The sequence below is a fragment of the Heyndrickxia coagulans 36D1 genome (genome assembly GCF_000169195.2).
GTDB classification, from domain to species: domain Bacteria; phylum Bacillota; class Bacilli; order Bacillales; family Bacillaceae_C; genus Weizmannia; species Weizmannia faecalis.
In genome coordinates this window covers 2,824,837-2,839,169 of sequence record NC_016023.1, presented here as the reverse complement: position 1 = coordinate 2,839,169, position 14,333 = coordinate 2,824,837, and the positions used below count along the sequence as shown (strand labels likewise).

19 protein-coding genes and 1 tRNA gene are annotated in these 14,333 nt (G+C 47.1%); 2 read left to right on the top strand and 18 right to left on the bottom strand.

Annotation, left to right across the window (positions count from 1 at the left end):
• Positions 1-89: 89 nt before the first annotated feature.
• The 5 genes from BCOA_RS30690 to BCOA_RS30670 form a co-directional block, all read right to left on the bottom strand.
• Positions 90-503, bottom strand: a complete 414-nt coding sequence (locus tag BCOA_RS30690) for a hypothetical protein (RefSeq protein ID WP_233896578.1) — start codon at positions 501-503, stop codon at positions 90-92.
• A 533-nt stretch (positions 504-1,036) separates the two neighbouring features.
• Positions 1,037-1,110, bottom strand: a tRNA-Arg gene (locus BCOA_RS30685).
• 184 nt (positions 1,111-1,294) lie between these two features.
• Positions 1,295-1,804: a metallophosphoesterase gene (locus BCOA_RS30680; protein ID WP_014097829.1), complete on the bottom strand. Its 510-nt coding sequence runs from the start codon at positions 1,802-1,804 to the stop codon at positions 1,295-1,297.
• On the bottom strand, positions 1,801-2,409 hold the full coding sequence (locus BCOA_RS30675; protein ID WP_014097828.1) for an XTP/dITP diphosphatase: 609 nt from the start codon (positions 2,407-2,409) through the stop codon (positions 1,801-1,803). Before BCOA_RS30675 ends, BCOA_RS30680 begins: the two co-directional genes overlap by 4 nt.
• Before the next feature lie 107 nt (positions 2,410-2,516).
• A complete protein-coding gene (locus BCOA_RS30670) occupies positions 2,517-3,557 on the bottom strand; it encodes a GerMN domain-containing protein (RefSeq protein ID WP_014097827.1) in 1,041 nt (346 codons plus the stop codon).
• A 143-nt stretch (positions 3,558-3,700) separates the two neighbouring features.
• Between BCOA_RS30670 and BCOA_RS30665 the strand changes: the two genes are divergently transcribed.
• Positions 3,701-3,901 (top strand): hypothetical protein, encoded by a 201-nt coding sequence (locus BCOA_RS30665; protein WP_014097826.1) that lies wholly within the window; start codon positions 3,701-3,703, stop codon positions 3,899-3,901.
• Positions 3,898-4,200: a spore coat protein gene (locus BCOA_RS30660; protein WP_014097825.1), complete on the top strand. Its 303-nt coding sequence runs from the start codon at positions 3,898-3,900 to the stop codon at positions 4,198-4,200. Before BCOA_RS30665 ends, BCOA_RS30660 begins: the two co-directional genes overlap by 4 nt.
• Positions 4,201-4,346: 146 nt before the next feature.
• On the opposite strand, the gene BCOA_RS30655 is transcribed toward BCOA_RS30660, so the two are convergent.
• The 13 genes from BCOA_RS30655 to sdhA form a co-directional block, all read right to left on the bottom strand.
• Positions 4,347-5,483 carry a zinc-dependent alcohol dehydrogenase gene (locus BCOA_RS30655; RefSeq protein WP_014097824.1) on the bottom strand — a complete coding sequence of 379 codons (1,137 nt, stop codon included), beginning with the start codon at positions 5,481-5,483 and terminating at the stop codon, positions 4,347-4,349.
• A gap of 9 nt (positions 5,484-5,492) precedes the next feature.
• On the bottom strand, positions 5,493-5,861 hold the full coding sequence (locus BCOA_RS30650) for a spore coat protein (protein WP_014097823.1): 369 nt from the start codon (positions 5,859-5,861) through the stop codon (positions 5,493-5,495).
• Entirely contained in the window at positions 5,858-6,073 is a 216-nt protein-coding gene (locus tag BCOA_RS30645; RefSeq protein ID WP_014097822.1) for a hypothetical protein, read from the bottom strand. Before BCOA_RS30645 ends, BCOA_RS30650 begins: the two co-directional genes overlap by 4 nt.
• A gap of 90 nt (positions 6,074-6,163) precedes the next feature.
• On the bottom strand, positions 6,164-6,973 hold the full coding sequence (gene racE, locus BCOA_RS30640) for a glutamate racemase (protein ID WP_014097821.1): 810 nt from the start codon (positions 6,971-6,973) through the stop codon (positions 6,164-6,166).
• A 10-nt stretch (positions 6,974-6,983) separates the two neighbouring features.
• On the bottom strand, positions 6,984-7,436 hold the full coding sequence (locus BCOA_RS30635; RefSeq protein ID WP_035184469.1) for a MarR family winged helix-turn-helix transcriptional regulator: 453 nt from the start codon (positions 7,434-7,436) through the stop codon (positions 6,984-6,986).
• A 441-nt stretch (positions 7,437-7,877) separates the two neighbouring features.
• Positions 7,878-8,402: a GDYXXLXY domain-containing protein gene (locus BCOA_RS30625; RefSeq protein WP_014097819.1), complete on the bottom strand. Its 525-nt coding sequence runs from the start codon at positions 8,400-8,402 to the stop codon at positions 7,878-7,880.
• Complete coding sequence (locus BCOA_RS30620; protein WP_014097818.1) at positions 8,395-9,483, bottom strand: DUF2157 domain-containing protein; 1,089 nt, start codon at positions 9,481-9,483, stop codon at positions 8,395-8,397. Before BCOA_RS30620 ends, BCOA_RS30625 begins: the two co-directional genes overlap by 8 nt.
• Positions 9,484-9,495: 12 nt before the next feature.
• Positions 9,496-9,795, bottom strand: coding sequence for a DUF1648 domain-containing protein (locus BCOA_RS30615; RefSeq protein WP_014097817.1), 300 nt, complete (start codon positions 9,793-9,795; stop codon positions 9,496-9,498).
• A gap of 266 nt (positions 9,796-10,061) precedes the next feature.
• Complete coding sequence (locus tag BCOA_RS30610; RefSeq protein ID WP_035184465.1) at positions 10,062-10,247, bottom strand: hypothetical protein; 186 nt, start codon at positions 10,245-10,247, stop codon at positions 10,062-10,064.
• 285 nt (positions 10,248-10,532) lie between these two features.
• Positions 10,533-10,757 carry a helix-turn-helix domain-containing protein gene (locus tag BCOA_RS30605; protein WP_014097816.1) on the bottom strand — a complete coding sequence of 75 codons (225 nt, stop codon included), beginning with the start codon at positions 10,755-10,757 and terminating at the stop codon, positions 10,533-10,535.
• 359 nt (positions 10,758-11,116) lie between these two features.
• Positions 11,117-11,593: an acyl-CoA thioesterase gene (locus BCOA_RS30600; protein WP_014097815.1), complete on the bottom strand. Its 477-nt coding sequence runs from the start codon at positions 11,591-11,593 to the stop codon at positions 11,117-11,119.
• 97 nt (positions 11,594-11,690) lie between these two features.
• The gene (sdhB, locus tag BCOA_RS30595; protein ID WP_014097814.1) at positions 11,691-12,458 is read right to left on the bottom strand and encodes a succinate dehydrogenase iron-sulfur subunit; all 768 of its coding nucleotides are present in this window, start codon (positions 12,456-12,458) and stop codon (positions 11,691-11,693) included.
• A 72-nt stretch (positions 12,459-12,530) separates the two neighbouring features.
• The gene (gene sdhA, locus BCOA_RS30590; protein WP_014097813.1) at positions 12,531-14,282 is read right to left on the bottom strand and encodes a succinate dehydrogenase flavoprotein subunit; all 1,752 of its coding nucleotides are present in this window, start codon (positions 14,280-14,282) and stop codon (positions 12,531-12,533) included.
• Between the last annotated feature and the right edge of the window lie 51 nt (positions 14,283-14,333).

The following is a 14,333-nucleotide window of genomic DNA, read 5'->3' as shown; positions in this document are numbered from 1 at the left end:
CCCCCTTACAAACAGATGTCCACACCGAGAGTATCCCACATGCATCGCAATAAAAATAAAGACGGCCTTTTTGCCGCCGTCGTCTTATTTCAATCTTGAGATAAATGCATCAAATGCTCGTGATCAAAAATATGATCAGAAATATTAAAACCAGATTCCACTAACTCCAATAATTTCTGATAATCTGCAGGGCCAGGGTCCACAGGACGTTCATAGAAAAATTTTTCATTGACATGTGTTTTACATAAGTAAGCACAATGGGGCTTCCCGTCTACTAAATCCATTGCAAATTCTTCAAAAATCCCCCGCTCTTCACTACTATAATCATCCCCATCTAATACGATATCTATTTTAATTGTATTCTTGACATCGTCAATATCCTCTTCATCCATTGTACGAAATGGCAAGAGTTGAAGCTCGCTTTCGTTTAGTGGCCTTCTTAAATCCTCGATAATTAAATATCCCATAGAAACATTGTCATTATATAGCATATATATTTCCAAATCCCTTAATCTAACCTCTCTTCTATAGCTAATCAGCTTTATTCACCTCTTCCCTTCTCCGATTTGGAAACATTCATACCCTTGCTCTATTTTCCGCAGGATTCTTTTGATTTTTTCAAATAGATCATCGGGCATTCTAGCGATCGGTTCGGATTCTGTAGCTTCCCTAAACATTGTGATGGAGTGGATTACGTTCTTTTTGTATCCTTTCTTCTTTGAGTCTTTCCCTTCTTCGCGCCGGATTCCAGCATATTCTTTCGTGGTTGGACATCAAGCAGGCCTGTTTTGCCATTCCAGGTAAGGTTTGATCCGTTTGGTGTTCTCATAGTGGACAACCCTCATTCTGTCCTGCCCTTTCCGGTTCAGCAAGCATTCAGAAAGGCGATGCGGCTTGTGTAAAAAATGTGTAAAACGAAATCAAAACCCACCTTTTTGAACTTTTCTCAGAAAAATTAAAAACGCTTGAAAAAGTTGATATAACAGCATTTTCAAGCATCTTTAAGACCTCTATTTGTCCTAACTGGACGTGCATACGTCCCAGGAGGGATTCGAACCCCCGACCTGCGGCTTAGAAGGCCGATGCTCTATCCTGCTGAGCTACTGGGACATTTTAAAATGGTTTGTTACGAACATATATCATTTTAATCAGCAGGCGGGCAAATGTCAATCATGAATTTGAAAAAAACACGATTTTTTCCTGCAACGGGCGGGTGCAGCAGCAGGCAGCGGTTTCCGCAACCGGATTGGCCCGGCTTCGTACCCGCCTTGCTCTGCAGCCGGAGTTCCCGGCGTCATAACGAGAATTCCTGGCGTAAATCCTCAAGTTCGCGGTGCTTGTCCGTATAAAATGAAACACGGATCGTATTTCCGTTTTTCTCCACAACCGCATACGTCCGTTCCGTCCTGCCCCTTGGCATCAAAAGGCTGCCGGGATTCAGGAAAAGAGTATTTTCAATCAGCTCGGCACCGAGAATATGGGAGTGCCCGAAAAAAACAAAATCCGCCCCCACTTCTTTTGCTTTATAAGACAAATTCAACAGGGTCATTTTTACATTATAATGGTGGCCGTGGGTGACAAATATTTTGCTGTCCCCAATTTCTTTCGTGATATCAAGCGGAAATTTCCGCTCATAATCGCAATTGCCGCGCACGGTTAAAAAGTCCCGGATGGCCTCCTCGTCCGCTCGCAACTCCGAATCGCCGCAATGGATCATCGCGTCCATTTCCCCGCCGTACCGCCGTTTAAGCTCGATCAGCTCTTCCGTAAGTCCGTGGCTGTCACTTGCAATCAGCAGTTTCATTTTTTGCCTTCCTCCCCTAAAATCGAATACAGTGCATCCGAAAGTTTTGCCAGTGCATGGGCACGGTGGCTGATTTTATTTTTTTCTTCGGCAGAAAGCTGGGCAAGCGTTTTGCCGGACGGAAGCATAAAAATGGGATCGTACCCGAATCCGTTCTCTCCGATCCTTTCCCGCGTGATCCTTCCCTGAAGCGTCCCGGACACCGTAAATGTTTCTTTTCCAGGGCGGGCAACCGCAAGTGCACAATAAAAAGAAGCTGTACGTTTTTCATCCGGTACCCCTTCAAGCTCGGAAAGCACCTTATCGATGTTTGCCTCATCATTTTTCTCTTTCCCTGCATAGCGTGCAGAATAAACCCCCGGCCTGCCGCCAAGCGCATCGATCATAAGCCCCGAATCATCGGCAATTGCCATCATGCCGTATGCATTGGCCGCCGCTTCCGCTTTTAAAATCGCATTTTCTTCAAACGTTTTCCCCGTTTCCTCTACGTCCGGTGCGCCTTCCATATCCAAAAACGTTTTCACCTCGAGCTCGAACCGGGAAAATAAAGCTGCAAATTCTTTTGCTTTACCTTTGTTTTTTGTTGCAATCAAAACAGCCGCCAATTTTCTCCCCCTTTTAAAGGAAATGTATTATGTATGCACGATACAAATAAGAGGTAGTCTGGCTACCCCTTTTGTCCCATATTCTATAGTATAACAAAAAAACCACGCTAAAAACTACCCGTGTTGACTTTTTCCGGCCTTGTCACCGGTTCTGAAACCGATTTTCCGTCTTCTGTAACAAGCTTTGTACTGCCGTCCACTTCGACTGCAACGCTTTTAATCCCTTTTTGCTCGGTCAGCGTCAGGACGAGCGGATCGAGCACTTCGTTTGAGATCATCTTTTTATCGAGGCTCCCTAAAATTTCTTTATTAAAATCAACCGTCACTTTCCCGTTTGCCACTTCCGGCTGTTTCTTCAGTTTGACATCGTCCATGAATCCGGACACAAGATGGGAACCCGGGGAAGGACCTTTAACCAGTTCTTCAACCGCTGCTGCGACATCGTCCTTGTTACTGTCCGCAACGCGCTTCGTTACCGGCACATAATAGCTTTGCTCCCCTGTTTCCGCCAAATAATAAACGGTGACCGGATGGGTATTTGTAATATCGGCAACATACTTTGTATCCGTATTGATGCCTGCCTCCCTTGTCAAACCATCCGGGCTTACGGGTGTCCCCGCAACCGGCATCGCCTTCAGTTTTTTGCCATTCATTTTAAGCGAGACCTTTTGAATGGAGTCGAACTGGGTCAGCGTCCATGTGACCGATTCCAATATTTTTTGTTCATCGTGCGCTTGATAGTCTTTGAAATCCCCCGAAAAGTCGACCGTCGCCAAACCGTCTTTCACATCTACCGACAACTGCGTATTCGCGGGAAGGACCGCGCGGAAGCCGTTCGGCAGCAAATTGGAAACCGGGCCGTCCTGCACGAGGTATTCCAGTGCCTGTTTTGCAATGCTTTTGCTTTCGGGCAAGGCGATCGTTTGTGGAACGACATAACCGTATTTATCAATCAAATACAGCTCTGTTAGCACCTGCCCTTTCTTTGCTTTTGCGGTTTGTTTCGCTCCGTCTTTTACAGAAACACTTTGATGTGGATCAATTTTTTCCGGCTGCTTCTCAGGTAGCAGGCTGCAACCCGAGATCCAGATGCTGCATGCCGCAAACGCCAGGGCAAGTTTGCCGGCTGCCTTTGCTTTTTTTACCATCCCTTTCCCCTCCCGAAGACTGTTTGTACTACTATGTATACTGGCATTCCGAAAAATTAGACCGGACATGCAAAAATTTCGGGGCAGAATAAAAACGGCACGCTTTTCCATAATAAAAATACAGCTGAACAGGAGGGATTGATTTGGACCAGACACTGGGCGTTCATGAAACGCTTGATATGCACGAAATATTAATGTTTAAAAACATCTGCTTAACAAAATCCGCAACCATGTCGGCCATTGCACAGGATCCGGCTTTAAAAGAACTGCTCGGGCAGAATGCAAAGCAGGCGAAGCAGGATATCGAACAACTCATGTCGCTTTTGGGGAGGGAAGAAAAATGAACGGCTTTCTCCAAAACATCATCGGGATGGGGGACATGTCAGACAGCATCATTGCATCTGACTTGCTCATTTCAACAAAGTCCGGTGTGAAGATGCTCGCGTTTGCGGTAACCGAGGCGGCAACAGCGGAAGCCAGAGCCGCTCTTTCCGCACAGCTTCTGGCGGCCATTGACATGCATGATAAGATCATGGACTTTATGATTGAAAAGGGTTACTATCACCCTTATCATATAGAGGACCAGTTGCATGTCGACATGCAGGCAGCCCGGACCGCCTTACAAATCCCCCTTCCCGATTAAACGGCGTACCCACTGCTTTACTTTACGTCAGTTTAAAGCGCAGCCGGCCTTCTCCCTCTTATCTGCTGGCTTTCGCTTTACACATTTGAAGAGGACAGGCACGAAAAACCCGGCCTGCTTTTAAAAAAAGCAGCGCCGGGCTTTTTTTACGGCTTGAGGACCACTTTTATGCAATTGTCCGTTCTTGTATCAAACACTTCGTATCCTTTTTCAGCCTGGTCAAGCGGCAATACATGCGTCACGATGTCGCTGAGTGTGACTTTTTCCTGCGCCACAAGGTCATACAGAAACGGCATATAATGAATGACCGGCGCCTGTCCCGTGCGAAGGCTGACATTGCGCTGGAAAATATCGCCGAGCGGAAATGCGTTGTAACGGTCGCCGTAAACACCTGTTACCTGGATGGTGCCGCCTTTTCTCACCGCCTGTGACGCGATGACAAGCGCACTCATCGCCCCGCCCTGGAGTTTCAGCCCGGATGTCAAATATTCCATCGGTGTCATTTTTCCGTCCATGCCAACTGCATCAATGACAACATCCGCACCGCCTTTAGTGAGTTCTTTCAAATATTCGCCGGTATTGTCGTGCTGTTCAAAGTTGACGGTTTCCACTTTGTTATACTTCTTGGCATGCTGCAACCGGTAATCCAGATAATCAACGGCAATGACACGTTTCGCCCCTTTCAGCCATGCAAATTTTTGCGCAAGCAGGCCGACCGGTCCACAGCCGAGCACGACAACCGTGTCACCGTCTTTTACACCCGCATTGTCCACCGACCAGAACGCAGTGGAAGCGGCATCTGAAAGCAACACGAGTTCTTCATCTTTGACTTCGCTGTTTTCCGGAATTTTAAACGGTGTAAAATTCGCATACGGGACGCGTAAATATTCCGCCTGGCCCCCCGGATAGCCGCCTGTCAGATGGGAATATCCAAAATAGCCGCCCATCTCGCCGTTCGCATTCGCATTGTCACACTGGCTTTCCAGATGGTGTGTGCAATACCAGCATTCCCCGCAGGCGACAGTGAACGGTATAATCACCCTATCCCCTTTTTTGACTTTCGTGACATCCGGTCCGGTTTCTTCGACAATCCCGAGCGGCTCATGCCCGATGATATAGTCTTCCGGAAAATTCGGTATCATGCCGTGGATGAGATGCAAATCGGAGCCGCAAATGGCCGATGACGTAATTTTCACAATAATATCATCTTTTTTCTCTATTTTCGGTTCCGGCACATCTTTTACTCTGACATCTTTGATTCCCTGGAAAGTGACTGCTTTCATGTTTTCCTCCTATTCGTCCGCATCAATCTGCGCCATCATGCCCATGCGCGATGTATTGCCGGGAAACAGGTTCAGTTTGCCGATCATCAGCGCCATATCAGCGGATTTCATATCCAGTTTGTACTGGTCATCTACGTTATACGGGTGGAGCCAGCCTTTTTGCATCATGAAATTTGAAACCTCTTCATGAAGGGAAAGGCCCTCTGCAAGCTGTTTCTGGAATGCGGCCCTCACTGCAGGCGTTCTTGATTCCGTAATGGCTGCCGCTGCGTTCCGGATCCCGGTTTTAATACTCATCAAAAATTCAAGTGCAACCGCTGAATCCGCCATTTCTGGCATGCCTTCCGCGTTTTCGATTTCCAAGTAATCATGAATCATTGCAGCATCCCTCCCGGATTCAGCTTGTATAAAGCTTTCATTTCTTGAATGGCTGCTTCTGCCTGCTGCACGTCTTTTTCCATCAATGCCTTCAAATCCTGGTCGAATACCAGGCCGGACATCATTTTCGATTTTAATAAACAAATGGTTTTGAAATTGAGCATTTCATGGAGCTCCCTTGTTTCGTGGTAAGCCAAACCATTGTTTTCCATATATCCACCTCCGTTTTTCAAAAGCTATTGTGCCTATTCGCGGCCGTTTCTATGCGGGCTTGGGCTAAGGCAAAACAAAAAACCATCCAATCAGGAGAGCGTCTCCCCCAATTGAATGGTTTCCACACAAGTAATATCCTGTTCAAGCCAGTCTGATGCAAGCGCGGCAAATATTTTGCTCGAGCCGGTGGTGTAAAAGCGGTGCTTCTGCCGCGTGTCTTCCATATTAAAAAGGTCGTGGAAGTAAAGAAGCGTGCTTACTTCGCGCGCGGTTTCCTCCCCGGAACTGATGACCGAAACGCCCGCGCCCATCACGTTTTTGATAATCGGCCCGAGGAGCGGATAATGGGTACACCCGAGAATGACTGTGTCAATGCCGCAATTTTGGATCGGATACAAGGTTTCGGCGACAATTTTTTTGGCAATCGGGCTGTTGTACTGGCCGCTTTCCACAAGCGGGACAAATTTCGGGCAGGCAAGCGCCGTAATCTTGACTTTTTTATTGATGCTTTTTAACGCCCGTTCATACGCCTGGCTTTTAATCGTGCCGATCGTGCCGAGCACGCCGATCCGGAAATTTTTAGTATGTTTTAAAGCGGCCCGCGCGCCGGGATAAATGACGCCGAGCACCGGAATCTTCAGCTCTTCTCTGACTTCGTCCAAAATCACTGCCGTAGCCGTATTGCAGGCGATGACCAGCATTTTTATTTGTTTGTCCATCAGAAATCGGATCATCTGCCAAGTGAATTTTTTGACTTCTTCCACCGGCCGCGGTCCATACGGGCATCGTGCTGTATCGCCCACATAATAAATGGTCTCATTCGGAAGCTGGCGCATCATTTCCTTTGCGACGGTCAGGCCGCCAACCCCCGAATCAATCACGCCTATTGGTGCATTCAAACTTCTCGCCTCATTCTGTCTTCATTTCCTGATGCAATTGCAGTAAGTTGTTTTTTAATTTGACCAGTTCATCCGGTGAAAAATGGCTCAGCACACCCTGCAAGTAAGCTTGCCGTTTTCGGATCACTTCGTCGATCAATACTCGTCCCTTTTCCAGTAAATGGATGCGGACAACCCGCCTGTCATGCGGATCTTTTACGCGCCTGACGAGTTCATTTTTTTCCATCCGGTCAATCAGGTCTGTCGTTGTACTGAAAGCCAGGTACATTCGGTTCGACAGTTCCCCGATCGTCATATCGCCTTCCTCAAAAAGCCATTGAAGCGCCAGAAACTGTGGCGGCGTGATTTTATAATCGCTTAATAATTCACGGCCCTTTTGCTTGACAATGCCGGATATGTAACGCAAATCTTTTTCAATTTGTGCTACAACTTCCGGATCATGTATGTATGGTTGCTGTTCCATGTCCAAAGCGGCCCCTCTCTCAAAAATACGGTGATGACTGTTTTACTATAAGCTATTTTGACCCTTTTCACCCGAAATTTCAAGACAGATTTTTACATAGTTTCGTTCCATTGCTTTCCAAGTAAAGCTGTGGAAGGAAAAGCGGCCCGGTATAGGGTTGTGAAAACACTGTCCGGGTAAAATTTGCATATTGAACAAGCTTCCGGTCCGCTATTTTTTGAAAAAGAAAACGGCCCGGTGCGGTTTCAAACCATATGGCGCTGTTGCGAACGACATTTATGTGGGTGTAGACTTGCATAAGCAACACCGTTTCAAACCATATGGCGCTGTTGCGAACGTGCACCGGGTGCGGGATGCAGGGGGATTTTTTGCCCGGCATTTCCCAACCGGATTTCTATATGCGTGAAAAAACGTGCAAGAGAAATTCGGTCGGGTAGGCCGTCACTCAGTTACGAGATTCGTGATAACGGCACGGCCGCGGTAAATTTTTACCACTGCTGCAGCGCGCCCTTTTGTTGCCGCCTGCTCGATTTCTTTCCCGCTATGTTGAGGCACAAAAAATTTATCAAGATGATAATCAATATACACTTTTTGCTCATCGTCTTCCCACTCGTAAGCCTTCCCTTTTAAATATATTCCGCCCCGCGGCTTTTCGGCGGATACACTTTTCACATGGCAAATGCCCTTTTCATCTTTTTTAAGCAGGGCATACACGGTCAGTTCCCCGCCTTTATGGCCCGCAAAATACTCGATGGCACTGCGGTCCAGACGGCTGGCCGGTACCGTTTCCGCTTCAAGATTCACCTGTATATAATCGCCCCTGAAGGCATCCGTCGGGTCCACCGGTTCCATTTGCAGTTTGACCGGTTCCCCCACCGCAACCGTATATAACGGCAAAACAATCATCCCGAGTAAAATGGCAATCGGAACAAACGCAGCAAGCCCTCTTTTCACCAGATCATGCATGGCCGTTTCCCCCTTCTTTCCGCTGCTTTTCAAAATAAAAGCCAAAACCGATAAAAATTAGGCCGCCAATGATGAAAACAATGGATTTCGGCAAAAAGTCGTAGGAAAAGTCAAGGTAAAAACGCAGCACAAAAATGCAGAGAATGAAGATATTGGTAAGGCTGCCGGTTTTGATAAAATACAGGACAAGCAGAAAGTACACAACTGAAAATGCTAAATTGAAGTGGCTGCCAAAAACCGTACCTTCCCAAACAGACGAAAAAGTAAGCAGGATGCCCATCAAACCGTGAAGTAAATGGCCTTCCAGCCGCATCACTTCTCTGTACGCTTCCTGAACCGGCAATCGCAGCATCACGAAGCCGGCAACAAAGAGAAGCAGAAAGGCAGCCAAATGTCCGTATGCGGGAAAGAATGCACTGAGTTTAAACAGAAATACGGACAGCACGGCAATCGAAAGCGCGTTTACGAAAAACAGAAGCAGGCGGGAAGCAACCGTTTTTTCATTTATCCAGTAAAGTAATCCTGCTAAAAGTGCGGTAATGAGAACAGCGAAGTACCCGATGCCGGTATTTTCAGCATCCAAATACAAAAGGAAAAGCACTGTGGCAAAAATGGAGAGCCATTTGTCTTTCAGCACATAGGCCATTGGCAGCGATCCAATCCCCCACCATAAAAATGCCTGGCCGAATGAGCCGCCAAGGTTAAAAATTTGCCCGGTGAGAAAAATGCCCGCCCCGAAAAACAGGACACCAAGAAAGTACAAGCCGCGTGCTGTTTTCGGATGGCTGTTCTCCAGTTTGATAGCCGCTCCGTTCACGCCTGCAATCGCAGCAAGGATGATGAGAAATTTGACCGTTTTGCCAAGATAGACCCAATTGCTGGCAATAAAGCTGAAAATGCCCGCCCCAAGCAAAAGGGCCCCGACCATGACAAGAATGCGGACAAGGCTCACCCCCCGGGAAACCTCATACTGTGCAAGCATCTCGTCTTTTTGCGTATGCGTAATGGTCCCTTCTTCTTCAAAAAAAGCAAGCTCGCTTTTCATCCATGCATAGTTTTTTCTGCCAATCTTTCTTTTCATTTTGACTCCCCCTCATTTTGAAAAAAGCGCATACAGAACAAGCAAGACATGGATGATAAATAAAAATAGAATGCACAGTGACGCTTTGTATGACACTCCTTTCCTTGAGAGTAGCCAGATAAGCCACATCACGACAGGCAAAATGGAAAAACCGGCCCACTTATTTATAAATCCGTCCGGCCGTAAATATCCGTTAAAATGGAACGGAATGATCGCCGGTGCAAATGCAAACCCGATCAGGGATACAAGCGCGGCAACCAGTATCAAAATAAGCAAAAATGCCAGATCCGTCACTTTGAGAAAAAACCGCATAAACTCACATCCTTTCATGCTATTGTACTGTATTTTGGCGAATGTTCATATCATTTTTCCAGGCGGGAAAAGCCGGAAACAAAATGCCGGCAAAATATCATTCGCCCGTATGTTAAATTGCGATGCTTGCAGCTATAAATTTATTAATCTACATAAAACGTGCCAAAATCAATGACGTTCAGGACAGACATTGCTTCTGGCAACGTATAAAGAAGTAGTAATGTTTAGTTCAACTATATATCCTGAAAATATGTGCCGGCTGGCTTTCATTCTTCTGCTTGTGGCGCATCCATTGCGGTATGGGCGTCTATTTGCAAATTGGGCACAGCGGCGTTTGATTTTAGCCCAAATCGTCCGGCATCTTTGGAGAAATCTTCACACTGTCTCATTGAGGCGGGCTTGTAAAAAAGATAACATCCGGAAACCTGTAAAAACATCATTTGTTTCTCCATCCTCGTGATTTCCTTATACGGTATCCAGCGTTTAAACGGCCCGCCTTTTTAACATGATCCATTTTCGATCGGAACTTCATTCAAACGTCCATTGAAAACGATTCCGCTACGTGCACTTGTGGTCATTTTACTAAAACCGCCGGCAGATTTCCAGGTTCATCTAAAAATATGCAATCAATGTAAAAAACGGAATCAGAAAGGGTAAACGCTTTGTCCAAAAATCATCCCGTTTCTATCCCTTCTTTAAACCACAAAATCGACTGCAACATTGCAGCCGATTTTGTTTCAAAGCTTTAATTCCCCCATGCGGAGTAATTCAACAACAGCTTGCGAGCGCCCCTTGACTCCCAATTTCTGCATGGCGTTGGAAATATGATTTCGAACTGTTTTTTCGCTGATAAACAATTCGCTCGCGATTTCTTTTGTTGTCTTGTCTTGTACTAACAGCTCGAATACTTCTTTTTCTCTTTTTGTCAGCAGCGGTTTATGTGTGAAATCGTTGTCCTTCAACTATGATAACCCTCCTTGCCTTCGCCAGCTCTAAACCGCGGGGATGGGTATTTTGGTTGTCACGATATCTTATGTTCTTGCGCGGCCGGGAGTGACTTGACGAGGCAAGGAACAGCACAAATCCGAAAAAAAGGGCGGATGCCGGAACCCTTTCTGTATGAAAGGCAAACGAAACATTATCCGGCATTGTAAACTGGCAGATATAGATTCTATTTATGTCCTGGCCGGAGATGGCAAAACAGGCAAACAAGTGTTGTAAAAGCAATAAAATATACCAAGTATTGCCGCTCTTTTCTCCGCTAAAAAACAGTCCTCAACGTAAACACTTAAGCTTATTTTTTATGGCGGGTTACTTTCATTCAGTTGACGGATGAGACGGCGGCTTGCGGGTCGGCGAACCTCGCTCTTTCTTCCGCAGTCCACGGTATTCCTTTTCCGGTTGTGACCGAGATCTGCACCATTGTCCCGCGCCCGGTAAAACAGATTTCATTCGCTTCATTTTTCGCCATGTAGTGCAAGTCGACGGACGAGTTGCCGATTTTTGAAACTTTTACATAAATGCGGAGTTTGTCATTGAAAAAAACCTGTTGTAAAAAATCACACTGCAAATCCGCCACGACCGGGATGGAGCCGGTGCCTTTTTTTGCCCAGTCGCCCATAAACCCGAGTTGCTGGAGAAATTCAATCCGCGCTTGTTCAAAATAAATAAACGGAACCGTATTGTTCATGTGACCAAACATATCGGTTTCAGAAAAACGGACCGTGACCGGGAGATAATAGGAAAATCCTTCTTCCCAGGCGTTCCAGTCATCAATATAAGAGATGTGCTTTTTCAATGGGATACCTCCTTTTAATGAGTGAACAACCATTCATTTTTTATTTGAAAAGAAGTGCCACATCTACTGTTTCCGCTTTGATGTGGCACTTTTGGCATTAGTCAACCGTATGGTCACTGCCAAAGAATTTTTTAAACATATAGATGGTTGTTTCACGGTTTAATGCTGCGATGGATGTTGTCAGCGGGATACCTTTCGGGCAGGCTTGTACACAGTTTTGCGAGTTGCCGCAATTGGCAAGACCGCCGTCACCCATGATCGCTTCAAGTCGTTCATCGCGGTTCATATGGCCGGTCGGGTGCGCATTAAATAACCGTACTTGCGAAAGCGGCGCTGGCCCGATAAAGTTTGAACGGCTGTTGACATTCGGGCAGGCTTCCAAACATACGCCGCAAGTCATGCATTTTGCCAGTTCATAAGCCCACTGCCTTTTTTTCTCCGGCATGCGCGGCCCTTCCCCTAAGTCGTAAGTGCCGTCAATCGGAATCCAAGCTTTCACTTTTTTCAGCGAGTCAAACATGCGGCCGCGGTCAATTTGCAAATCTCTGACAACCGGGAATGTCCGCATTGGGGCAAGGCGGATCGGCTGCTGCAGTTTGTCCACAAGCGCTGAACAAGCCTGGCGTGGTTTGCCGTTAATCACCATGGAACAGGCACCGCAAACTTCTTCCAAACAGTTCATTTCCCAAACAACAGGTGTTGTTTTTTCCCCTTTGGCATTGACCGGATTCCGGCGGATTTCCATCAGGGCCGAAATGACATTCATATTCGGCCGGTACGGAACTTCAAACGTTTCGTCATATGGTTCTGATTCCGGATTATCCTGGCGTTGTATGATAAATGTAACGGTTTTTTGTTCACCCATCCTTATTCTCCTCTTTCCTTATGAAATCACCCGGGAAAAAGCCGGAAAAAATCCGTTTTTGCCCGATCCGAATCAGTGCTTCTTCGTGTAGTCGCGTACGCGCGGTTTGATCAGCGATACATCTACATCTTCATAGCTGAAGACCGGTTCATTGTTCACAGGGTCATAATTTGCCATCGTCGTTTTCAGCCATTCTTCGTCGTTGCGGTCCGGAAAATCAGGTTTATAGTGGGCGCCGCGGCTTTCATTGCGGTTCAGGGCGCCGATCGTGATAACGCGCGCCAGCTGCAGCATATTATACAGCTGCCGTGTAAACGAAGCCGCCTGGTTGCTCCATTTCGATGTATCTACAACATTAATATTTTTCCATCTTTCCATTAATTCCTGAATCTTTTCGTCCGTTTTCTTCAGACGATCATTGTAACGGACAACTGTCACATTGTCTGTCATCCATTCGCCCAGTTCTTTATGCAGCACATAGGCATTTTCGGTTCCGTTAAGCGACAAAATATCTTTCCATTTTTTCTCCTGTTCTTGGACAGCACGTTCAAAGACAGTTGACGGCAGTGCATCCGTGCTCTTTTCAAGCCCGTCGATGTAGTTGACAGCTTCAGGGCCGGCTACCATCCCGCCGTAAATGGCAGAAAGCAGGGAGTTTGCTCCTAAGCGGTTCGCGCCGTGCATCGAGTAGTCGCATTCGCCTGCTGCGAACAGCCCCGGAATGCTCGTATGCTGTTTATAGTCCACCCATAATCCGCCCATGGAATAGTGGACGGCCGGGAACACTTTCATCGGCACTTTATGCGGGTCATCGCCGACGAATTTTTCATAGATTTCAATAATCCCGCCCAGTTTTACGTCCAGTTCATGCGGGTCTTTGTGCGACAAATCGAGATAAACCATGTTCTCGCCGTTAATGCCGAGTTTCAAGTCCACGCAGACATGGAAAATTTCACGGGTTGCAATGTCGCGCGGCACGAGGTTCCCGTATGCCGGATATTTTTCTTCCAGGAAATACCACGGTTTGCCGTCTTTGTACGTCCAGATGCGCCCGCCTTCCCCGCGTGCGGATTCACTCATCAGCCGCAGTTTGTCATCGCCCGGGATGGCAGTCGGGTGAATTTGGATAAATTCGCCGTTCGCATACGTTGCGCCTTGCTGGTATACAATGGAAGCCGCCGAGCCGGTATTGATCATCGAGTTGGTTGATTTCCCGAAAATAATGCCAAGGCCGCCCGATGCCATAATGACGGCATCCGCAGGAAAAGCTTTGATTTCCATTGTTGTCAGGTTTTGCGAAACGATGCCGCGGCAAATGCCTTCATCGTCTTTGATAATGCCAAGAAATTCCCAGCCTTCGTATTTCGTGACAAGCCCGTTCACTTCATGGCGCCTTACCTGTTCATCCAATGCGTATAAAAGCTGCTGACCGGTTGTTGCGCCTGCAAATGCTGTCCGGTGGTGCTGGGTGCCGCCGAAACGCCTGAAGTCCAAAAGCCCTTCCGGCGTGCGGTTGAACATGACGCCCATCCGGTCAAACAGGTGGATAATCCCCGGCGCCGCTTCGCACATCGCTTTTACCGGCGGCTGGTTGGCAAGGAAGTCGCCCCCGTATACCGTATCGTCAAAGTGGATCCATGGCGAATCCCCTTCCCCTTTTGTATTGACAGCGCCGTTAATGCCGCCCTGTGCGCAAACAGAGTGCGACCTTTTTACCGGCACTAGCGAAAACAGATCAACCTGCCGGCCTGCTTCTGCAATTTTTACAGTCGCCATCAAACCGGCAAGCCCTCCGCCGACAACAATGATTTTGCCATTAGCCAACTTGATTCACTCCCTCTTCATACTTGATGCCTCTTACAAACCAGTAAACTG